Here is a 21,781-nt window from a genome sequence, read left to right on the forward strand (position 1 = left end):
AGACTTCCGGAGTTGGAGAGGAACGAACGCCCCTTCAGGTTATATGTACCGACGCGGCTAGACGAGGCCGACGGCGGAAATCACGATATCAATGAGCTTGATGCCGATGAACGGGGCGATGACGCCGCCGAGCCCGTAGACCAACAGGTTGCCGCGCAGGACCGAAGCCGTGGAACGGGGACGGTAGCGCACGCCCTTGAGCGCCAGCGGGATGAGCAGGATGATGATCAGGGCGTTGAAGATCACTGCGGACAGGATGGCACTCTGCGGCGTGGACAGGTGCATGACGTTCAGCACGCCGAGCTCCGGCAGGGCCGCCATGAACAGCGCAGGGATGATGGCGAAGTACTTGGCCACGTCGTTGGCGAGGCTGAACGTGGTGAGCGCGCCCCGGGTAATCAGAAGCTGCTTGCCGATCTCCACGATCTCGATGAGCTTGGTGGGGTCGGAATCGAGGTCGATCATATTCCCGGCCTCGCGGGCGGCCTGCGTGCCGGTGTTCATGACCAGCCCCACGTCGGACTTGGCCAGCGCCGGAGCGTCGTTGGTGCCGTCGCCGGACATGGCCACAAGACGGCCTTCCTTCTGGAGATCCAGAATGAGCTGCAGCTTGTCCTCGGGCTTGGCTTCGGCAAGGAAGTCGTCCACCCCCGCCTCCGCGGCGATGGCCTGCGCGGTGAGGCGGTTGTCGCCCGTGATCATCACGGTCTTGATGCCCATGGCCCTGATGCGGTCGAAACGATCGCGCATACCGGGCTTGACCACGTCCTTAAGCTGGATGACGCCGAGCACGCCCCGCGTGGAGGAGGCCACCACCAGCGGCGTACCGCCCTCACGGGCCACGGGATCGACGAGGGCCTTCAATTCCTCACGGCGTTCGGGAAGCCCGAGCGAGTGCACCCACCGCAGCACGGAATCGGTCGCACCCTTGCGGAGCTGTTCTCCGGCGGCATCCACGCCGCTCATGCGGGTTTCCGCCGTGAACGGCACGCTGACCACATCCTGCGGCACCCCATTCAGGGACACGCCGAGGGTGTTCCCCAATTCGACGATGGAACGGCCTTCCGGAGTTTCGTCGCCGGAGGAGGCAAGGCAGGCGGCCTGCATCATTTCATCAATATTCACGCCCGGCAGAGGCAGGAACGCCGAGGCCATGCGGTTGCCGAGCGTGATCGTCCCGGTCTTGTCGAGCAGCAGCACATCCACGTCCCCGGCGGCCTCCACCGCGCGGCCCGACAGGGCCAGCACATTGCGCTGGAGCAGGCGGTCCATCCCGGCGATGCCGATGGCCGCGAGCAGGCCGCTGATCGTGGTCGGGATGAGGCACACCAGCAGCGCCACCAGCACGACCATATCAATGTTGATGCCGTGGTAAAGGCCCAGCGGCTTCAGGGTGACGACCACCAGCATGAAGATGAGGGTCAGCCCGGCAAGCAGGATGTTCAAGGCGATTTCGTTGGGGGTCTTCTGCCGTTCCGCGCCTTCGACAAGCGCGATCATGCGGTCGAGGAAAGACTTGCCCGGCTCCTGCGTGACGTTCACGACGATGCGGTCGGAAAGCACCGTGGTCCCGCCGGTAACCGCGCTGCGGTCGCCGCCGGATTCACGGATGACCGGAGCCGACTCGCCGGTGATGGCGGATTCGTCCACGGCGGCCACACCTTCGACGACCGTGCCGTCGGCGGGGATCATGTCGCCCGCCTCTACGACCACACGGTCGCCGGGGGCCAACTCGGAAGCGGATACGGTTTCCACGGTTCCGTCCGAAAGCAGCCGGTGCGCGACGGTGTCCGTACGGGCGCTGCGGAGCGTGTCGGCCTGCGCCTTGCCCCGCCCCTCGGCCAGCGCCTCGGCGAAGTTGGCGAACAGCACGGTGAACCACAGCCACAGGGAAATCTGGCCGCTGAATCCGGCGTCGGCGCCGGTCACCACGCGGGAGAAGAACGAGGCCGTCGTAAACACGCAGCCGACGGCGACCACGAACATGACGGGATTGCGCACGAGCACGCGCGGATCGAGCTTGCGGAAGGCGTCCTTGGCGGCCTGAACGTACAGCGAAGGCGCGGTTTCCTGAGAATGGTGACGCATATGAAAAATCTCCTTGGCGGACCGGAGGGAGGAGGCGGGGCTCGCCCCATTCCCCGGCAGGGCTCCGCCCTGCACCCGCCGGGGGGAATGATTCCCCCCGGCCCCCCTCGGTACTATGCCTGTCTTATCCCAACAGGCTCGGATTGAATAAATCAGTTGATGTTCCCTTCGCCGCTCTTAAAACATCATTCCCCGCATCATCTGGAACTGTTCCACGATGGGGCCGAGGGACAGGGCGGGCAGATAGGTCAGCGCGCCCACGATGAAGATGATCCCGAGCAGCAAGAGGCCGAAGGTAGGCCCTTCCACGGGGAAGGAAGAATCCGAAATCGGACGCTTCTTGCGCGCGGCGAGGGAACCCGCCACCACGAGCATGGACAGCATCACGCCGAAGCGCCCAATGAACATGGCGAGGGCCAGCAAAACGTTCCACACCGGCACATTGGCGGAAAGCCCCGCAAAGGCGCTCCCGTTGTTCTGCGCGCCGGACGTGAAGGCATAAAGGATTTCGGAAAGGCCATGCGCCCCGGCATTATTCAGTGCGCCCGTTCCCCACGAACTCACCGCCGCCACGGCGGAGAAACACAGGATCGGTGTGGCGCAGGCCAGCAGGGCCACCATGCACCACGTAATCTCGCGGCCTTCGATACGCTTGCCGAGATAGTCGGGCGTGCGGCCCACCATCAGGCCGGCGATGAACACGGTCAGCAGGATGAACAGGATCATGCCGTACAGGCCGGACCCGACGCCGCCGTAGATGATCTCGCCGAGCAGCATGTTGAACAGCACCAGCATCCCGCCAAGCGGCGTCAGGCTGTCGTGCATGGCGTTGACCGCGCCGCAGGAGGCGTCCGTGGTCGCCGTCGCGAACAGCGAGGTGCCGAACACGCCGAAACGCACTTCCTTGCCTTCCATGTTGGGTACGGCCCCGCCCGCAATCTGCTGCAGGAGGTGCGTACCGTGCAGCTCGCTGAAGTAGATCCACAGCACGCCGCCGATGAACAGGGCCAGCATGACGGCCCAGACCGTCCACGCGTGACGGCGGCTGCCCACGGCGTCCCCGAGGAAGAACACCAGCGCGCTCGGGATGATCAGGATGTAGAAAGACTGGAGGAAGCTGGCCAACGCCGTGGGGTTCTCAAAAGGATGCGCGGCGTTCACGTTGAAGAAGCCGCCGCCGTTGGTCCCGAGCAGCTTGATCGCAATCTGCGAAGCGACGGGCCCGGTGGCGATGAACTGCTTCCCGCCCTCAAGCGTGGTCGCGGTAACGCCCGCGTCGAAATTCTGGACCATACCCTGCCAGAGCATGATCAGCGCCCCGATGATGCTCAAAGGCAGCAACACGTACAGCGTAATGCGCACGAGATCGGACCAGAAATTGCCGATGGACGAGGATTCGTTGCGGGCGATGCCACGCACGACCGCGGCGCACACGGCGATGCCGACGGCTGCGGAAACGAAATTCTGATAGGTCAGGGCCACCATCTGCGAGAAATGGCTCATGGTGGTTTCGCCGCCGTAGGACTGCCAGTTCGTATTCGTCAGGAAGCTGACCGCCGTATTCAGGGCCAAATCCCACGAAAGGCCGGGGAAGCCTTGCGGATTCAGCGGCAGCTTATCCTGAAAAAGCAGTACCCCGAACGTGAGCAGGAACCCCGCAAGGGAAAATCCGATGAGGCTGACGGCGTACCGGCTCCACGTCTGGTTTTCGTCGGGATGAATGCCGGACAGCGAGTACACGCCCCGCTCCACCGGCCCCAGGACAGGATGCAGGAAGGTGCGGCGGCCGGAAAAAACCTGATGGACATACCGACCCAACAGCGGGCTGAGCGCCGCTAAAAGGCCGATGAACAGGACAAGCTGCAACAGATCTCGCAGGATCATATCATCCTCCTAAAACCGTTCCGGCTTGAACAGCGCGTACAGCATGTACGCAAAAAGACCTGCCGCGCAGGCGAGGCCAACAAGGTCAAACAAATCCATGACAAGCTCCTTGAACGTAACGCGGACGTCGGTGTTTCCGACCCGCAGGATTTCAACAGCCATCTATCCAAGGTGCGTGCCAAAATGTATAGCCAATGATTTTACAGTATTAGAAAAATGAGCACACAGAAGATCATTACATAATGCAATCCACCGTTGCAAAACGCATGAGAACCGGCCCGCCCTTTTCCTTCAGAAGGGAGAACGGAGGGAGCAAAAAAATGTTTTCAGAGCCCGGAAACACCCCATACAGGCAGGTTGCCCCCTCTAAAAAGGCGTCATCCGCCGGATGGATTGCAAAACGCAAGGCCTCCAATACGGACGACGCGAACAAACCATATCCATTTTCCTTTATGAGGATTTATAACTGCAAATGCCCAGCACCGGCTCCGCGCGACACCGTTCACATGCATACGCCTTTCGCTCGGCATAAGGATGCCCGCACAAGCTCCGCCGCCGCGCCTCCTCCTTTGCAAGGCATAAAAAAAGACCGGACACATCCGGCCTTTTTCCTTTTCGATACCATTCCGCACCAAGCGCGGCTACTCCTCTTCGGGAGCCTTCTCCTCGACGGCGATTTCGCCGAAACGGGCCTCGTATTCGCGGAGGCTCTGGATAAGGGTCAGCGTCAGGCGTTTGGCCGTACGGGGCGTCATGGCGATACGCTCCAGCATGTCGGCGGTGACGACGCCCTTCACACCCGGCTCGGCAGAGAGATCGGTCAGGCTGACGCCAAAGGAAACCAGCACGTCATCCTGCGAGTAACGAACCTGAAAGGCATTCGCGTAGGAGGTGCCCATTTTCTCGGTATGCACGTTCAGGCGCACCTGTTGTTCTTCGGACATGACGGTTCTCCACGGTTGAAGGTGTCGGATCGCGAGCCGGATATTCCGGCTCGCTGCCTCTCAGATACCAGAAAACCCTGCCGGAGGAAATCGACAGAGCCCCTTCAAAAGCGGATCCGCGACCGGCAAGGTGCATTTCTTCATTTATATTCCTTTACACAGGAGAACCCCTTGCCGAGGACGTTCAGCGTGTTCTCGATGATGACGAACGCCTGCTTGTCATGCCGGAAAATGAGCTCTTCCAACAGCCGGATCTGATAGTTTTGCACGACGGTCAACAGCACGGGCCTCTGCTCGCCGGTGAAACCGCCGGAACCGGACAGAAGCGTGGCCCCCCGGTGCAGATGCGTCAGGATGTCTTCACGGATTGCGGCGTGCTGCGTGGAAATGATCAACACCATTTTCCGCTGGTTGAAGATGGTCGAAACGTAGTCCATCACCTTGGAGTACACAAAAATCATGATCAGCGAATACAACATGCTGTCCGGATTATACATGGAAAAGGCCAGTACAAACAGCGTGATGTTGTACAGCAGGCTGAATTGCCCGACGCTGATGCCATACCGCTTGTGCAGGGCGATGGAAATGATGGTCAACCCGCCATCGCAGCCGATGGAATGCAGTACGATGCCGAGCCCGAGCCCGCAGATGCAGCCCGCAGCGATGCTCGCGAGAATCGGATCGGTGATGTTGATGGTCATGTCCAAATATTGCGTGGCCACGGAGACCACGGCCAGCCCGTACAGGCTGTACAGGACGAAACGCCGCCCCACGAACAGCCAGCCCGCAATAAAGATAGGAATGTTGAGCAGCACATTCCACACGGCCGGGCTCATGGTTTCCGTCATGTAATTGATCAGAAGCGCCGTCCCGAATACGCCGCCGGAAATGAGCATATGGGGAATGGCGATGGCTTTCACGCCGAGTGCGAACAGGCCGCATCCGAGGGTCAGCAAAAAGAGATTCCAGGGAATGCCCCTCGCAAAGGTACGAACGGCAGTTGAGACCATACTTTCTCCGAAATAAAAGGTTGTGCCATCCCTAACCGGGCCCGGCAAAAGGTATCATTGTCTTTCCACTCAGGGATCATACTTGTATCATATATGCTGATAACACAAGGAGGCACCATGCGACCCCTCACTCCCGACGAAGAACAGGTCATCGCCCACGGCGCGACGGAACCGCCGTTCAGCGGGCGCTACTGGAACCATAAGGCCGACGGAACCTATGCCTGCCGGCGTTGCGGCGCAACGCTCTACCGCTCGGGCGACAAGTTCGACTCCGGATGCGGCTGGCCGTCCTTTGACGACGCCGTGCCCGGCTCCGTGCTCCGCCGCCCCGATCCGGACGGCCACCGGACGGAAATCGTCTGCGCCGCCTGCGGGGCCCATCTGGGGCATGTCTTCGAAGGCGAACGCTTCACCCCAAAAAACACGCGGCATTGCGTCAATTCCTTGTCGCTTGAATTCATACCAGAAAAAACATCCGAATGCACGGAAGAGGCCATCTTCGCGGGCGGCTGTTTCTGGGGAGTGGAGGACGCTTTCCAGTCCGTCCCCGGTGTCTGTGGCGCGGAGTCGGGCTACACGGGAGGTACGGTGCCGAACCCCACCTACGAACAGGTCTGCACGGGCGGGACCGGCCACGCCGAAGCGGTCCGCGTAACCTACGATCCGGCAAAGGTTTCTTTCGAGGAACTCGCCCGCCTGTTCTTTGAAATCCATGATCCTACCCAGATCAACAGACAGGGCCCGGATATCGGCACACAATACCGTTCAGCGATTTTCTATAAAGATGAGCGGCAGAAAGCCACAGCCCTTTCCCTCATGGAAAAGCTCAGGGAACACGGCTATGCGGTGGCCACCGAACTGCTCCCGGCCTCCGCCTTTTACCCCGCCGAAGCGTACCATCAGGATTTTACGGCCCGCACGGGCAGAGGCGGCTGCCATCTCCGCGTGTCCCGTTTCGGGGTATGAGCAAAAAAATAAGGAGCCTTCCGTATCCCGCCCAAAAGACGGTCGGAAAGGCTCCTCAACCATTTTATTATGCAACTTCATGCAATAAAAAAAGCTGATCCAAAATTGAATCAGCTTTAAAAATCTGGTGGAGCTGGACAGAATTGAACTGACGACCTCTTGAATGCCATTCAAGCGCTCTCCCAACTGAGCTACAACCCCATGCGTGAAAAGCCTTCTATAGGAACCAGTTCCCAAAGTCAAGCCTCCCAGCACTCTTTTTCCTCAAAAATGCGCCGCACCCCAAAGATCCGGATAAGAAGCGCACGTCCCCATCCGCAGGACTATCGAAAAAAGAAAGGGTCCGTATTGCTACGAACCCTTCAAAATCTGGTGGAGCTGGACAGAATTGAACTGACGACCTCTTGAATGCCATTCAAGCGCTCTCCCAACTGAGCTACAACCCCATGCGTGAGGAAGCTTTTAGCGAACCCCGGAATGAAAGTCAACCGTTTTTTTCATGGCTCCGCCAAAAACAGTCTCCAAAGCCATCTTTAAAAGGTACGCCTTCTTCCCCGCCATTTTTACGGAATGGTTTCCCTTCCCAAACAGCGCCTCTCCCCAAAAACTGAAAAGCATGCCCACGCTTTCGCTTTCAGCACCTTTCCGAACAAGGATCCGATAACGCCAAAAGTCTTGGCAGAGGGAGTGCTGGGGGCGTGGGGCAAGGGAGGGGGAACCCTTCTGAAGAAGGGTTCCCCCTTCCCCCACGTCAAAACTACCGCTCCTGCGCGGCGATCCAGCTCATGGCCTCGCGCAGATCCAGCGTGCCTTCGTAAATAGCCCGTCCGCTGATCGCGCCTTCAAGGTTCGCGGATACCGACAGCGGATACAACGCCTTCACGTCATCTAACGTGGCAACGCCGCCGGCGGCAATCACCGGCACCTTGCTCGTCCGGGCCAGATGCGTCAGGGCGGGCACGTTCACACCGGTCTGCATACCGTCACGCTCGATGTCGGTATACACGAGGAATGCCGCGCCGTCTTCAGCCAGACGGGGAACCACATCATCCACCGTATACGGCGTATCCCCCACCCAGCCACGGGTCTTCAGGCGTCCGTTTTCCGCATCCAACGAAACGCCGATGCGACCGGGGCAGGCATGGCACAGCGCCGCGAAACGAGCGGGATCTTCCAGAGCCAGCGTACCGATGATCAGACGGGCCACACCCGCATCAAGCCAGCGATGGGCGGTTTCCTCGTCACGGATACCGCCGCCAAGCTGTACGGGGATGGAAAGGGCTTCACAAATCCGGCGGACCAGATCCGTATTCGGCGACACACCTTCAAACGCGCCGTCCAGATCCACAAGATGCAGGAACTTTGCGCCCTGCTCCTGCCATTGCAGCGCCGCCGCAACCGGATCGTCGGAAAAGACCGTGGAGTCGTCGGCACGCCCGCGCCTGAGGCGCACAGCCTGCCCCCCTTTGATATCCACTGCGGGAAAAAGGATCATAAACCGAACTCCTTGATCATCTTCTGCATCCCTTCCATCGCCAGCTCCTGCGCCGTGAGCCACTTGGCGCCGCGCTTGAGGAACGTATCGAAGTTCATCAGGTTGTCGCTCAGGCCGACCTGCTTTTCCTTGAAGTGGGAGCGGGACACCAGCGCGCCGCCGGGTTCGCGCACGTCAATCAGATAGAAGTCCATATTCACGGCGGCGGACGTCGTCACACCCGCGCTGCTCCCGGCCCGTTCACGCCAGTCGAGGATTTGCGGGACGATGAGCAGATCCACGCCCATGTCCTTCCCGATCTTGGCCCAGTGGGCCAGCGCGCCATTGCGTTCGCGAGGATCAGCGCCCCCGGCCTTGGGGATGAACACGTACGAGCGGTGCGTCGTGGTCTTCAAAAGCTTCATGAGTTCTTCATTGAACGTGGCCACAGCCTGATCCGAGGCCAACACGCGATCTTCAGGAATGAATCCCGCGAGCAAATCCGTCGTTCCCTTGGGCTGTTCCACGCCGACGACGCCGACCTTCAAATCGGGGAGGTCCGGAGTGCTGGGCGTCGTCTTCTGACAGGCCGCAAGCAGAGATATGGATACGGCCAAAACCGCGAGACAGAAAAAACGGCGGGTCAGTCTGCTCATCAGTCGAGACTCCCTTTGGTGCTCCGCACCACGTTACCTGTGAGAGAAGCGGCCTGAGCCAAGGCAAGCCCCAACCCCTTAGCCGCGGATTCCAGCAAATGATGCCCGTTCCGGCCATACAGAAACGCGACATGCACGTTCATGCGGGCGGCGGCGGCAAAACTCTTATAGAACTCGCGCCAGACGTCACGCTCCTCACCCGCGAGCACGGGCGGCAGCAACTCGTCACCCCGCCACTCCAGCCACGGGCGCCCGGAAATATCGAGCGTCACTTCGGCAAGCGCCTCGTCCATCGGCACGCGGGCGAACCCCACGCGGGCAATGCCCTTCCGGTCGCCCACGGCCAGAGCGAACGCCTGGCCAAGGCAGAGGGCGATGTCTTCGGCGGAGTGATGCGCATCGATATGCGTATCGCCCTTGCAGGTCAGGGACAAATCAAACCCGGCCCAGAACGCCGTCAGGGTGAGCATGTGATCAAGCAGGCCAAAACCGGTGGCGACGGACGTCTTGCCGCTGCCTTCAAGGCACAAGGTCAAATCGATATCGGTCTCCGCCGTGGTTCTGGCGACGTGTCCGGTACGGATCATGCTCCACCTTCCTCGGCCGCCTTTTCCCGCTCCGCCTTCTTCTTGCCCACGAGCACGGCCACCCAGATGCTGACTTCATACAGCACAATCATGGGGCCCGCCATCATAAGCTGCGAGAACACGTCCGGCGGCGTCAGGATGGCGGCGACGACAAAAATGGCCAAGATGGCGTATTTGCGCACCTCGCGCATCTTCTGCGCGGTGATGAGGCCCATACGCGCCAAGAAGAAGCTGAACAGCGGCATTTCGAAAATAAGCCCGAAGGCAAGCACCATCTTGAGCGCGAAGCTCAAGTATTCGTCGATCGACAGCATCGCCACGATATTGTCGGTCGAATAGCTCATGAAAAACTCGAAAGCGAACGGGAATACCCCGAAATAACAGAACACCCCGCCCAAAATGAAGAACAGCGCCGAAGACAGGGCCAACGGGATGATGTACTTCTTTTCCTCCTCGTACAGGCCCGGCGCGATGAACGCCCAGATCTGATAGAACAGGAACGGGCACGCCACGAACACGCCGGCCACGAACGCGACCTTCATGTCGACGAAGAAACCTTCCGCAACCCCTGTATAAATGAACTTGGAGTCGGCGGGCATGACCTTCAACAGCGGCAGGGAAAGATAATAGAACAACTGCTGGGCGAAGCCGTAACAGGCGAAAAAGCCGATCAGGATGGCCAAGAAACCACGCACGAGGCGCTTGCGCAGCTCCCCGAGGTGCTCCAGCAGGGTCATGGGCCGTTCTTCTTCCGGCTCTTCTTCCTCCCCGGAAGGAGGATCGACGGGGGCCGGAGGCTCACCGCCAGCGGCGGGCGCGGGCAATGTTTCCTCTTGCGGCCAAGCCGACGACGCGCCCTCGGGGATTTCGGGCAGCCCCGCCGAAGCGTCGGCATCGGCGGAGGCCGCCGCTTCCGGATTCCCGGCAATGGCTTCCTCAACCGGAGGAACCGGTTCGACGGCGGCTTCTTCAACCACGGGCGTGGATTCAACGGCGGCTTCGTCCGGCTCCTTCGAACCGGAGACGCCCGGAGCGTCTACCGCCCCGGGCTCGTCCTCGGACTCCACAATCGGGGAATCCAGCAAGATTTCCTGTTCCTCCGCCGCGCCGGAGGGCGCGACGGGGGTCTTGTCTTCGCGTTCTGTCATGCCTAACCCTTTACGGAAGCGTCGGTTTCCGTCGGGGCGGCTGCCGTCGCTGCGGCGGCCGGTTTGGCGGCGGGAGAAGCCGCTTCAGCGGGCTTCGTAGCCGCGGTGGCTTTCTGTTCGGTGCCGAACAGTTCCTTTTCCGCTTCCTGCTTGCGCTTTTCGTGCTCTTCGAGCTCGATTTCCGTATTCAGTGTCCGCTGGAATTCCGTAGAAACCTTGCGGAATTCGCCCATGGCCTTGCCGAGCGTCCGTGCGATCTGAGGAACGCTTTTAGGACCAAGGACAATCAGCGCTACGACGAGAATCACCAGCAGTTCTGTACCGCCAATACCAAACATGATAATGCCTCGCTATTCCCATTCAATGGTGCTCGGCGGCTTCGAGGAGACGTCGTACACCACACGGTTCACTCCCTTGACTTCGTTGATGATCCTTCTGGAAATCCGTTCCAGCAGATCATACGGCAGACGTGCCCAGTCGGCGGTCATGGCGTCCACGCTGTCCACGCAGCGCAGGGCGATGACATGCTCGTACGTGCGCCCGTCGCCCATGACGCCCACCGTCTTCAACGGGAGCAGCACGGCGAAGCCCTGCCAAATCTTACGATACCAGCCGGCATCACGCAGTTCCTGCTGCACGATGGTGTCAGCCTTGCGGAGGATATCCAACCGCTCACGGGTCACTTCGCCGATCACGCGGATGGCGAGGCCGGGACCGGGGAACGGCTGACGCCAGATGACGGATTCGGGCATACCGAGTTCCGCGCCCACCTGACGCACTTCATCCTTGAACAGTTCACGCAGCGGCTCGATGAGCTTCATGTTCATCTTTTCCGGCAAGCCGCCCACGTTGTGGTGGCTCTTGATGACCGCGCTCGGCCCCTTGTGGGACACGGACTCGATCACGTCGGGATAGAGGGTCCCCTGAGCCAGCCATTCCACGTTGCCGATGGCGCGCGCCTCTTCATCGAAGACGTCGATGAAGGTATGGCCGATGCTCTTGCGCTTCTTCTCAGGGTCTTCGACCCCGGCGAGCAGATCAAGGAAACGATCCTGCGCGTTCACCAGCTTGAGGTTCAGATCGAAGTGCTCGCGCAGGTAGGTGACGACCTCGTCGCCTTCGCCGGAGCGGAGCACGCCGTTATCCACAAAGATGCAGTGCAGGTTCTTGCCGATGGCCTTGTGCAGCAGCACGGCGACCACGGTGGAGTCCACACCGCCGGAGAGCGCGCAGACCACATGCCCGTCACCCACGGTTTCGCGCACTTCGTTGATCACGCGCTCCACAAAGGAAGACATGGTCCAGTCCGGGGTGATCTTGGCGATCTTGAACAGAAAGTTGCGGAGCATGGTGTCGCCGTCCACGGAGTGGTGCACTTCGGGGTGGAACTGCACGGCGTAGATCTTGCGGGCCTCGTCGGCCATGGCCGCCACTTCGAGCGTATCGGTGCTGCCGGTAACGAGGAAACCCGCCGGAGGCGTCTTCACGGTATCGCCGTGGGACATCCACACGCGGGAAAGCTTGGTCAGATCGATGCCGTCCCACAGGGCGCAGGAACGGACAAAGCGCAAGTCGGCGGGGCCATACTCGCGGGTTTCGGACTGTTCCAACCCACCACCGAGGTTGAAGGCCAGAAGCTGCATACCGTAGCAGATGCCGAGGACCGGCACGCCGAGGTCAAGGAATCCCTTGTCCAGCGCGGGAGCGTCCTTTTCCCCCACGCTCGCGGGGCCACCCGACAGGATGATTGCGGAGGGCTGCATGGCTTTCACCTGCGCGGCGGTGACGACGCAGGGGTGGATTTCGGAATAGACGCCGGCTTCGCGCACCCGACGGGCGATGAGCTGCGTAACCTGAGAGCCGTAGTCTATAATGATAACTTTACTGGGCATCGTATGTCCTTTTGTTCGAGAGACAGCGTTGTCTCAGAGTCTGTCAGTGTCAATGAGAATCCCGGGGCGTCCGGGAAGGCGGCGGGGAGGACCCTCCCCGCCGAAAGGGGACTTACGCGTTGTCCACGCGATAGTTGGGAGCTTCCTTGGTGATGATGACGTCGTGGACATGGCTTTCGCGCAGGCCCGCGGCGGAGATTTCCACCATCTGGGATTTTTCGAAGAGTTCCTGAATGGTCGCCGCGCCGCAGTAGCCCATACCGGAGCGGACGCCGCCCACAAGCTGGTAAATGGTCTCGCTGGCCAAGCCGCGGAAGGGCACGCGTCCCACGATGCCTTCGGGGACGAGCTTCTTGCTCTTCTGCTGGAAGTAACGGTCGGAGCTGCCTTCCTTCATGGCGTCGATGGAACCCATGCCGCGATAGATCTTGTAGGTACGGCCCTGATAGAGGATGGTTTCGCCCGGGCTTTCCTCGGTGCCCGCGAGCAGGCTGCCGACCATGACGGAATTCGCTCCGGCGGAGAGGGCCTTGACCACATCACCGGAGAATTTGATGCCGCCGTCGCCGATACAGCAACGGTCCATTTCACGGGCGGCGCGGGAACATTCCATGATGGCGGTGACCTGCGGAACGCCCACACCGGCCACGACGCGCGTGGTGCAGATGGAGCCGGGCCCGATGCCCACCTTCACGGTGTCGGCGCCGGCCTTCAGCATGGCGCGGGCGCCTTCATAGGTCGCCACGTTGCCCGCGACGAGCTGGCAATCCGGGAACGCGCCCTTGATGGCGGACACGGCATCCAAAATGTTCTTGGAGTGGCCGTGCGCGGAGTCGAGCACGAGCACGTCAACGCCCGCGGCGATGAGGGCGGCGGCGCGCTTCTCGCCTTCCGGGCCCACGCCGATGGCCGCGCCGACGCGCAGGCGGCCCTTGCTGTCCTTACAGGCATTGGGGTACTTCTGGACCTTGTCGATGTCCTTCATGGTAAGAAGCCCGGCAAGCTCACCCTTTTCGTCAACCACGAGCAGCTTTTCGATGCGGTGGGTGTGCAGGTGGTGCTTGGCTTCCTCAAGCGTGGTTCCGGTGGGAACGGTGATCAGGTTTTCGCTGGTCATCACGTCCCGGACCTTGGTCCCGGCGAGATCTTCAACAAAACGGACGTCGCGGTTGGTCAGGATGCCGACCAGCTTCTTTTCCCGGACCACGGGCAGGCCGGACACGCGGTACGCGTGCATGAGATCCAGCGCGTGCTCGACGGTGTCGTCGGGCTCGACGGTGATGGGATCGATGATCATGCCGCTTTCGGATTTCTTGACCTTTTCGATCTCCAGCTTCTGGCGCTCGATGCTCATATTCTTGTGCACGATGCCGATGCCGCCGGCGCGGGCCATGGAAATGGCCATCGCGGACTCGGTCACGGTATCCATCGCGGCGGAAACCAGCGGAATATTCAGAGAGATGGACGGAGTCAGCCAAGCGGTCACGTCCACCACATCCGGCGTGACTTCAGAATAGGCGGGCACCAACAACACATCATCGAAGGTCAGGCCTTTGCTCAAAATTTTGGACATCGTGCCCTCCTGAGGACAAAGACGCTCCGGGAGGTCGCGCACACCGGAGGCCGTAAATGTGAGAGATAAAAATGGAATGGATAAATGTACTCTGGCGGGACGTTATTGTCAATCTGAGGCCCGGCCGGAAACGGCCTCTCCATGTTTTTGCAACCATGCGGCGTTCCAGCGTATCCGCACCGTTTCCGCAGCGTTCCCGCCCGGCGAATAGAAGCCTTGTCACTTCGTTCCAGCCCGTGTAACATACGTTGCGATCCCTTCAAACAGACGCATCAGCGTCAATATTAAGGAGCACGTATGGCTTACAACCGCATCCTCTTGCCCGTCGATGGTTCCGAACACTCCATGCACGCCGTGGCCCACGCCGTCAGCCTCGTCCGCGAAGGCGGCGAGATCGTCGTCGCCACGGTCCTCCCCCCCATCCCCAACGTCATCGGCGGCGATGCGCGCAAGGAAGCCGAAGAGGCCGTCAAGACCGACGCCAGCCTCATCACCCAGCCCGTCATGGACGTCATCGCCAAGGACAATATCGCCTGCCGCGAAAAGATTGTTCTCCATACCTCTACCGCCGAAGGCATCATCGAAACCGCCGAAGACATGAAGTGCGACCTGATCGTCATGGGTTCCCGCGGCCGCAGCGACATCGAAGGCCTTCTCCTCGGCAGCGTCACCCACAAGGTGCTTACCCTCGCCACCGTCCCCGTGCTCGTCGTACGGTAAAAAGCTTCCGGTACGCTACCGGACGAACAGGCTGGGGAGGAGAGCCTTTCTCGAGAAGGGATCTCCCTCCCCAGCCAGACAGCCCCTTCCTCTCCCGAGATCCCCGGCCGCTAAAGCCGCGCGGAAGAAGCTTCTCCGTCGGCGTCCTATGCAGGGCAGGAAGGCCTGCCGCATCTCCTCGCCCACAGCAGATTCGGAGTAGGGTCCGGGGCTGGAGATTCCAAGAGAGGCCCTTCTCCCCCACCCGCCTATGCTCTACATCTCTCTCCTGCTCGCGCTGCTGGCCGTTGCGTGCCTGATCTTCGTCCCGAACACGGTGATCCTTCTGAGCTTCGTGGCCATCATGCACGGGTTCGCCGTCTACAGCGCCTGCCATGCCCTGCTGCACAAGCGGGACTCGCGGGCGGCCCTCGGCTGGATCGCCATCATCCTGTTCATGCCCCCGGTCGGGCTGCCGCTGTACTGGCTGTTCGGGATCGCCCGGATCGACAGCCAAGCCGTCCGGCTTATGGAAAAAGCCGCCCAGAAAGTCATGGGCGGCCTTGTGGACCTGCACGGCAAATCACTGACGGAAAAACCGGAAGGGTTCATCGACAAGGACGAAGTCCCGCACGCATGGCACTACCTCGTCAACCCCGGCTCCAGCATCACCGGCCGCTGTATGCTCGAAGGCAACGACCTCACCGTGCTGCACAACGGCGAAGCCGCCTATCCGGTCATGCTCAAGGCCATCAGCGAGGCCAAGGAACGGGTCTTCCTGTCGAGTTTCATTTTCGGTTACGACGAAGTGGGCAAGAGCTTCGCCGCCGCCCTGCGCGCCGCTGCCGAACGCGGATGCGACGTGCGCCTGCTCATGGACGGCGTGGGCTCCTTCCACTTGTGGCCGAGCTGGCGCAAACGCCTCGGCCCGGACGTCAAGCTCGCCTACTTCCTGCCGCCGCGCCTCATCCCGCCCCAGTTTTCCATCAACCTGCGGACGCACCGCAAAGTCCTGATCTGTGACAGCGAAACAGGCTTCACCGGCGGCATGAACATTTCCCAGAACCACCTCGCCAACCTGAAGCGCCGCTCACGGGTGCAGGACGTGCACTTCCGCTGCCTCGGCCCCATCGCGCAGCAGCTTGAAATCGCCTTCCTCATGGACTGGAGCTTCGCCACCGGGGACCACACGAACTTCACCGTGCATCCCGTGAAAAAACAAGGGAGTTCATTGTGCCGCATCCTCATGGACGGCCCCGGCACCCCCGAGGACACCATCCTCGATCTCGTCTGCGCCCAGATTTCGGCGGCGCGGCATTCCGTGCGGATCATGAGCCCGTACTTCCTGCCGCCGCACCGTCTGCACGGCGAGCTGGTGAGCGCGGTCCTGCGCGGCGTGGACGTGAGCGTCATCCTGCCCGGCGAGAACAACCACCGCCTTGTGGACTGGGCCATGCGCCACCAGATGCCCATGCTGGCGGACAGGGGCGTGAAGATTTACCGCCAGCCCCCGCCCTTCGCCCACACCAAACTCCTGCTCATCGACGGCGAATACACCCTGCTCGGCTCCGCCAACCTCGACCCCCGCAGCCTCAACCTCAACTTCGAGCTGGTCATGGAAGTGCTGGATCTCCGGCTGGCGGAACAGCTCAGCGCCTTTTATGACGAGGTACGAAGCCGTTCCGTTTCCGTCCCGACGACCTACCCGGCGCTTCCCTACCGCCTGCGGAACGCTGCGAGCTGGATCTTTTCGCCGTATCTGTAGTCCCTTCCAGCTCAAGATTCACCTCAAGCCGTCCGATATGCACGTCGGTCAGCCGCACGGTGACGGCCTGCCCCAGACGGAAGCGCCGCCCCGTACCCACGCCGATGAGTTCCTGACGGTCCGGATCGTACTCGAACCAGTCGTCGCGGAACGTCGTGAGCCGCACCATGCCCTCGACGGGCATCTCGTCGAACTCCACGAAAAAGCCGAACTCCGTCACCCCGGAAACGACGCCGGTGAACGTCTCGCCGGTGCGCTCCCGCAGCAGGAGGCACCCGAGACGGCGGGCGATTTCCCGTTCGGCCTCGGTCGCGGCGCGTTCTCGGGCGTTGCACTGGTCCGCCGCCATAAGCAGCTTGTGCCCGGCGAGGATCGGCCCCGGCGTCGCGCCGAGCGTAAAGGACAGCGCCCGGTGCACCAGCAGGTCGGCATAGCGCCGAATGGGTGACGTGAAGTGGCAATAGCAGGGGGAAGCCAGCCCGAAATGCTCGCCCGCCTCCGGAGAGTACCGGGCCTGCATCATGGAGCGCAGCACGAGCCGCCCCACAAGGTACTCCTGCGGCGTGCCGTTGGCCTGTACCAGAATGTCCCGGAGACGCGACGGCGAAGGCGTTTCGCCCCGCTTGAGGGTCAGGAGATCGCTCTGGGCGAGGTCCGTGGACGCCAGCGTGCGGAACAGCGTGGACAGCCGATCCGGATCGGGCGCGGGATGGATGCGGTACGGGAACGGCGTGCCCTTCTCCGTGAGGAAGCGGGCCACGGCCTCGTTCGCCGCCAGCATGAATTCTTCGATCAGCCGGTGCGCGAACAGCCGGACGCGCCGCTTGATGCCCTCCACTTCGCCTGTGGAACGATTCACGATGAACTGCGCCTCGGGCAAATCGAAATCAAGGCTCCCCCGCGCCTGACGCCGTTCGAGCAGAAGATGCGCCAGCGCTTCGGCGTCCTTTAAATACGGATGCCGCCCCGCCAGTTCGCCGCCGTGGTCCAACGCCTCCTGCACGCCTTCATAGGTGAGCCGTCCCCGCGACCGGATCACGCCCGGGAAAAACGCCGACGTGCGCGGGATGCCCCGATCGTCGAACCCTACCCGCGCCGCCATGACCAGCCGATCCTCGTCGGGACGCAGGCTGCACAGGCCGTTGGACAGAACCTCAGGCAGCATGGGCTCCACGGAGGTCGGGAAATAATAGGAGTTGCCGCGATCTCGGGCTTCACGGTCCAGCCGCGAACCAGGCAGCACGAAATGGCTCACGTCCGCGATGGCGACCCACAGTTCCCATACCGCGCCGTCGGGCGCGCCGGGAAGCCGCCGGACATACACCGCGTCGTCAAAATCGCGGGCGTCCTCGCCGTCGATGGTCACGAACGGCACGCCGCGCAGATCCTGCCGTTTCGACGTGGATGCCTTTGAAACCCGGTCGATGGGCAGCGCGTCCTCCACGCTGCCGAGCGGTTTCAGCCCTCCCAAATCCGCCGCGCCTTCCGCCGCGCGCTTTTCCAGTTCGGCGGCCTCGGCCAGCACATTGGGCGGGAAGTCCAGCGGGATTTCGTGGTTCAGCTTGGTCAGGCGCTCCTGCACCATCGCGTCTTCCTCAAGCCCGAGCGATACGCGGGCCGTGCCCCGCCAGAGGCCGTCTTCAACCTTCTCTTCCGGCGTCACCAGCAGCAGTTCCCCGATTTTCGGCGCGGCCTTCAACGCGGAAACGTCCACATCAAGCAGGAAGTCGAGCCGGGGATCAGCCGGGCGGCACAGGACGCCGCGCTGCGTCTGGTTCCGGGTGACGTGGACGGCCAACTCCTTCTGGCGGCGTTCGAGCACCTGGATGATCCGGCCTTCCGGGTTCCGCATCTTTCCGCCCCGGTGCTGCGGGGCCGGTTGCAGGGCCACTTCCACGCGGTCGCCATGCCACGCGTCGCCAAGAAAGCCGGGATGGATAAAAATATCGGGCTGCAACCGGGATTGCACACGGTTGCGTTTGTCGCCGTCAACGGGCTTCGGGGCGTCCTCGGGCGAGTCCTGCACCGCGTCCGGGGTCACGAACCCCGCCCCGGAGCGCTGGATGGACAGCACGCCGGTCACGATCCGGGCTTGCGACGCCTCCACCCATTTGCCGCCGCGAAGCCGGATGACCCAGCCTTCGGCTTGCAAAGCGTCGAGCAGGTTCTCAAGCGGTTTCTTGTCCCGCCGGGACAAATCAAGGAAACGGATCAGATCGTCGAGGCGCACGGGATGACGGATTTTGCCCATCAGCCCCAGCACCTCCTCAGCGTCCAGCCCGCCGGGGACGCTCACGAACGTCTGTTCGTCGTCCGTGCGGCGAGCGTTCTTTTTACCGGGCCGGGCCGGGCCGGAAGCGCCCTTGCGGACGGTATCGCCAAAGTACCCGCGCTGGCGGGGATGTTTTTTCATAGGAAAACCTTTTTGGATGTGGAAAGAAAGGGGGAGAGGAATCGGGGAGGGGGAGGAAGCCCCCTTCTGGAGAAGAGGTTCTTCCTCCCCTCCCCGCCCCCGACCCCCTCCATCTCCTAAGACTTTTAGAGGCGGGCGTCAGGCCGGGGCACGATGCGCGGCCGGACCGCCCGGGGGATTCTTTACAAGATGACGGATTCGGGACGGGAAAAGAGGCATGAAAGAGTATGGCCCAGATGAAACGGGCTGGCAATGCGTGAGAATGCGGCGAACCGGCTCAGGAGGAAGGCGGATCGGCCTCGGCGGTGCGGGCAAGCTGCTTCTCGCCCCATTTGTAGAGTTCGCGCAGGGCCGGGAGCAGTTCCCTGCCCCGCCCGGTCAATGAATACTCCACCCGTGGGGGGACTTCTCCGAAATCGTTCCTGCGCACGAGCCCGGCGGCTTCCAGTTCCCTCAGGCATTGGGTCAGCATGATGTTTGTGATGCCGACGACGCTCCGTTTCAGCTCATTGTAACGGACGGATTCCGCGTCGAACAGATGCCAGAGCACCGGCAGTTTCCATTTGCCGCCGATCAGGTTCAGCGCATGGATGATCGGACACGGCACGGTGTATACGTTCGCGCCGGGAAGTTCCGTACTGTATCCGGTACGCCTCTTTCCGCCCATGGCAACGACCTTCCTATAGATTTCCTGAAAAAACACTATATTATCAAACAGTGTAAGGCAGAAAAAACTGCGTACTTGTTTTTCGCAGCCGTTTCCCAATACTCTGAATGCATCAGGCCGGAGCCCCGGCCCCAAACGCAAGGAGAACGCCATGACGTATTATGCCATCAACGGAAGCCCGAGAAAAACCCACAACACCGCAACCATCCTGAACAAAGCCCTTGAAGGCGTGAAGGCGGCCGATCCACAGGCGCAAACGGAACTGATCCATCTCTACAGCCACGATTTTTCCGGATGCGTGAGCTGTTTCGAGTGCAAGCGCCTCGGCGGGAAAAGCTACGGCAAATGCGCCGTCCGGGACGGTTTGACGCCGATTCTGGAGCGCCTCGCCGATGCGGACGGCATCATCTTCGGCTCGCCCGTCTATTTCCACAGCATTACCGGCAAGATGCGTATGTTCTTCGAAAGGCTCCTCTTCCAGTATTTCGTCTACGACGCCGACTATTCCGCGCTGTCCCCGAAACGGATGCCCACGGCGTTCGTCTACACCATGAACGTGCCCTACCAAGTCATGCTCGAGAGCCACTACACGGAGAGCTTCCAGAGCATGGAGTCTTTCATTCAGAGGGTGTTCTCCAAACCCGAAACCCTCTATGTGAACGACACGTACCAATTCAGCGACTACAGTAAATACAAGGCCGATCGTTTCTCGGAAACCGACAAGGCCCGCCATCGGGAACAGCAGTTCCCCATCGACTGCCAAAAAGCCTTTGAATTGGGCAAGGCTCTGGTAAAACGCAACGGCTAGAAAAGACCCTTGCGCTTCGCCCACGCATCCAGCCAATGCGGGAAAGCGGCCTCGGTCCACAGCGCGGGCCCGAAGGCCGCTTCAACCCGCAACGCCCACGCATCCGCCAACCTCAGTTCCCGTAACTTTACGGCGTCTTTGCTGGTGCAGATCACGGACATGCCGAGCCCTTCCAGCTTTGCCGCGTCTTCCGGCGTGTAGGCATGGTGGTCGGGGTAAACAATATATTCGGCGGGCTCGCGGCCCATGAACCGGGCCACCGTTTCCCACACCTGCGCCGGATCGCCCACGCCCGTCGCCAGCGCATACGGCTTCCCGGCAAACGCGTCGGCATCCCGGCATTCGTCCGTTCCGATCTTGCGCAACGAACCCGGGCGCAACGAAAAGCTGAACAGCGGGCGGCGGAATCCGGCAAGGCGCCGTTCGCAGGCCGGGCGCAGGCTCTCCCACGCTTCCGGCGAGCACTTGATCATGAAAACATCGGCCCGCTCCAGCGCTTCCGGGCCTTCGCGCCATGCCCCGGCGGGGATCACGCGGCCCCAGCCGTCGCCCAGATCGTCGGGCCGCAGGAGGACGATATCGAGATCGCGCCGCACCTTCACATGCTGGAACCCGTCGTCCAGCACGAACAAATCCGGGCTCAGCCGTTCCTCTGCCCAGCGCCCCGAGCGTCTGCGGTCCGGGTCCACCATCACCGCAGCGGACGGGTGCTCAAGCGCCAGCATGAGCGGTTCGTCCCCCGCCTCCCCCGGCGTCCGTGACGGCGACACATGCAACGGCAATTCCGGAGGCTGTGCCTTATACCCCCGCGACAGCACCACCGCCCGCAGGCCCCGCGCCTCGCTCCAGCCGAGCAGCCAATCCACCACGGGGGTTTTGCCCGTCCCGCCCCATGCGATGTTCCCCACGGAAACGCACTGGCACACGGGCCGGAACGCGGGCGAGCCTTCGTTTTCCCATTTTGCCCTGCGCGCGGCCAGTATTCGGCGGTACAGCAACGAAACCGGCGTCAGCAGAGGCCTCAGTCGTTTTTGCCAGCTCAACGGGTTCATGGCGTTCCTTTTGAGGGGGAGGGAGAGGAGGAGAAAGAGGAAGATTGGGGAAGGGGGAGAACCTTTCTGGAGAAAGGTTCTCCCCCTTCCCCAACCCCCATCCCCCACTCCCAAGACTTTCGCCTTTATCGAATCCCTTTTCTCAGCTTTTCCGA

The 21,781-nt window shown here is 61.6% G+C and carries 19 protein-coding genes and 2 tRNA genes; 4 read left to right on the forward strand and 17 right to left on the reverse strand.

The window, feature by feature from the left end; translation table 11 throughout:
* Positions 1-57: 57 nt before the first annotated feature.
* The 5 genes from kdpB to T370_RS0106740 form a co-directional block, all read right to left on the reverse strand.
* Entirely contained in the window at positions 58-2,088 is a 2,031-nt protein-coding gene (gene kdpB, locus T370_RS0106715; protein WP_009380020.1) for a potassium-transporting ATPase subunit KdpB, read from the reverse strand.
* 177 nt (positions 2,089-2,265) lie between these two features.
* Positions 2,266-3,972 carry a potassium-transporting ATPase subunit KdpA gene (gene kdpA / locus T370_RS0106720; protein WP_005030365.1) on the reverse strand — a complete coding sequence of 569 codons (1,707 nt, stop codon included), beginning with the start codon at positions 3,970-3,972 and terminating at the stop codon, positions 2,266-2,268.
* Between the two features lie 9 nt (positions 3,973-3,981).
* On the reverse strand, positions 3,982-4,071 hold the full coding sequence (gene kdpF, locus T370_RS24905; RefSeq protein ID WP_148399697.1) for a K(+)-transporting ATPase subunit F: 90 nt from the start codon (positions 4,069-4,071) through the stop codon (positions 3,982-3,984).
* A 542-nt stretch (positions 4,072-4,613) separates the two neighbouring features.
* Entirely contained in the window at positions 4,614-4,916 is a 303-nt protein-coding gene (locus T370_RS0106735) for a DUF3467 domain-containing protein (RefSeq protein ID WP_005030371.1), read from the reverse strand.
* Between the two features lie 140 nt (positions 4,917-5,056).
* On the reverse strand, positions 5,057-5,872 hold the full coding sequence (locus tag T370_RS0106740; RefSeq protein WP_248604231.1) for a YitT family protein: 816 nt from the start codon (positions 5,870-5,872) through the stop codon (positions 5,057-5,059).
* A 171-nt stretch (positions 5,873-6,043) separates the two neighbouring features.
* Here T370_RS0106740 and T370_RS0106745 point away from each other — a divergent pair, with 171 nt between their 5' ends.
* Complete coding sequence (locus tag T370_RS0106745; protein ID WP_029435215.1) at positions 6,044-6,892, forward strand: bifunctional methionine sulfoxide reductase B/A protein; 849 nt, start codon at positions 6,044-6,046, stop codon at positions 6,890-6,892.
* A gap of 125 nt (positions 6,893-7,017) precedes the next feature.
* Here T370_RS0106745 and T370_RS0106750 read toward each other — a convergent pair.
* The 9 genes from T370_RS0106750 to guaB form a co-directional block, all read right to left on the reverse strand.
* Positions 7,018-7,093: transfer RNA gene (locus tag T370_RS0106750), tRNA-Ala, on the reverse strand.
* A gap of 169 nt (positions 7,094-7,262) precedes the next feature.
* A tRNA-Ala gene (locus T370_RS0106755) sits at positions 7,263-7,338 on the reverse strand.
* Positions 7,339-7,649: 311 nt separating this feature from the next.
* Positions 7,650-8,387: a 1-(5-phosphoribosyl)-5-[(5-phosphoribosylamino)methylideneamino]imidazole-4-carboxamide isomerase gene (gene hisA / locus T370_RS0106765; protein ID WP_029435217.1), complete on the reverse strand. Its 738-nt coding sequence runs from the start codon at positions 8,385-8,387 to the stop codon at positions 7,650-7,652.
* Positions 8,384-9,022, reverse strand: a complete 639-nt coding sequence (locus tag T370_RS0106770; protein ID WP_005030380.1) for a hypothetical protein — start codon at positions 9,020-9,022, stop codon at positions 8,384-8,386. The genes hisA and T370_RS0106770 overlap by 4 nt, the downstream gene beginning before the upstream one ends.
* Positions 9,022-9,609: an imidazoleglycerol-phosphate dehydratase gene (locus tag T370_RS0106775; protein ID WP_005030382.1), complete on the reverse strand. Its 588-nt coding sequence runs from the start codon at positions 9,607-9,609 to the stop codon at positions 9,022-9,024. The genes T370_RS0106770 and T370_RS0106775 overlap by 1 nt, the downstream gene beginning before the upstream one ends.
* Complete coding sequence (tatC, locus tag T370_RS26270) at positions 9,606-10,346, reverse strand: twin-arginine translocase subunit TatC (protein ID WP_051142930.1); 741 nt, start codon at positions 10,344-10,346, stop codon at positions 9,606-9,608. Before tatC ends, T370_RS0106775 begins: the two co-directional genes overlap by 4 nt.
* 413 nt (positions 10,347-10,759) lie before the next feature.
* Positions 10,760-11,095 (reverse strand): Sec-independent protein translocase protein TatB, encoded by a 336-nt coding sequence (gene tatB, locus T370_RS0106785; protein ID WP_005030391.1) that lies wholly within the window; start codon positions 11,093-11,095, stop codon positions 10,760-10,762.
* 12 nt (positions 11,096-11,107) lie between these two features.
* Positions 11,108-12,649 carry a glutamine-hydrolyzing GMP synthase gene (guaA, locus tag T370_RS0106790; RefSeq protein ID WP_029435219.1) on the reverse strand — a complete coding sequence of 514 codons (1,542 nt, stop codon included), beginning with the start codon at positions 12,647-12,649 and terminating at the stop codon, positions 11,108-11,110.
* Positions 12,650-12,761: 112 nt separating this feature from the next.
* Positions 12,762-14,222 (reverse strand): IMP dehydrogenase, encoded by a 1,461-nt coding sequence (guaB, locus tag T370_RS0106795; protein WP_005030395.1) that lies wholly within the window; start codon positions 14,220-14,222, stop codon positions 12,762-12,764.
* Positions 14,223-14,519: 297 nt separating this feature from the next.
* On the opposite strand from guaB, the gene T370_RS0106800 reads away from it, so the two are divergent.
* Together T370_RS0106800 and T370_RS0106805 are read left to right on the forward strand one after the other, a co-directional pair.
* Positions 14,520-14,942, forward strand: coding sequence for a universal stress protein (locus T370_RS0106800; RefSeq protein ID WP_005030397.1), 423 nt, complete (start codon positions 14,520-14,522; stop codon positions 14,940-14,942).
* Positions 14,943-15,192: 250 nt separating this feature from the next.
* Entirely contained in the window at positions 15,193-16,686 is a 1,494-nt protein-coding gene (locus tag T370_RS0106805) for a phospholipase D-like domain-containing protein (protein ID WP_029435220.1), read from the forward strand.
* Here T370_RS0106805 and T370_RS24215 read toward each other — a convergent pair.
* On the reverse strand, positions 16,571-19,099 hold the full coding sequence (locus T370_RS24215; RefSeq protein WP_081847500.1) for a ribonuclease R family protein: 2,529 nt from the start codon (positions 19,097-19,099) through the stop codon (positions 16,571-16,573). The genes T370_RS0106805 and T370_RS24215 overlap by 116 nt on opposite strands.
* A 277-nt stretch (positions 19,100-19,376) precedes the next feature.
* Positions 19,377-19,766, reverse strand: a complete 390-nt coding sequence (locus T370_RS0106815; RefSeq protein WP_029435222.1) for a winged helix-turn-helix transcriptional regulator — start codon at positions 19,764-19,766, stop codon at positions 19,377-19,379.
* Positions 19,767-19,917: 151 nt separating this feature from the next.
* Here T370_RS0106815 and T370_RS0106820 point away from each other — a divergent pair, with 151 nt between their 5' ends.
* Positions 19,918-20,574 (forward strand): flavodoxin family protein, encoded by a 657-nt coding sequence (locus tag T370_RS0106820; RefSeq protein WP_029435223.1) that lies wholly within the window; start codon positions 19,918-19,920, stop codon positions 20,572-20,574.
* Here T370_RS0106820 and lpxK read toward each other — a convergent pair.
* The gene (gene lpxK, locus T370_RS0106825; protein ID WP_029435224.1) at positions 20,571-21,626 is read right to left on the reverse strand and encodes a tetraacyldisaccharide 4'-kinase; all 1,056 of its coding nucleotides are present in this window, start codon (positions 21,624-21,626) and stop codon (positions 20,571-20,573) included. The two genes, T370_RS0106820 and lpxK, sit on opposite strands and share 4 nt — an antisense overlap.
* Positions 21,627-21,781 lie beyond the last annotated feature (155 nt).

It is taken from the genome of Bilophila wadsworthia ATCC 49260 (assembly GCF_000701705.1).
Lineage (GTDB): Bacteria > Desulfobacterota > Desulfovibrionia > Desulfovibrionales > Desulfovibrionaceae > Bilophila > Bilophila wadsworthia.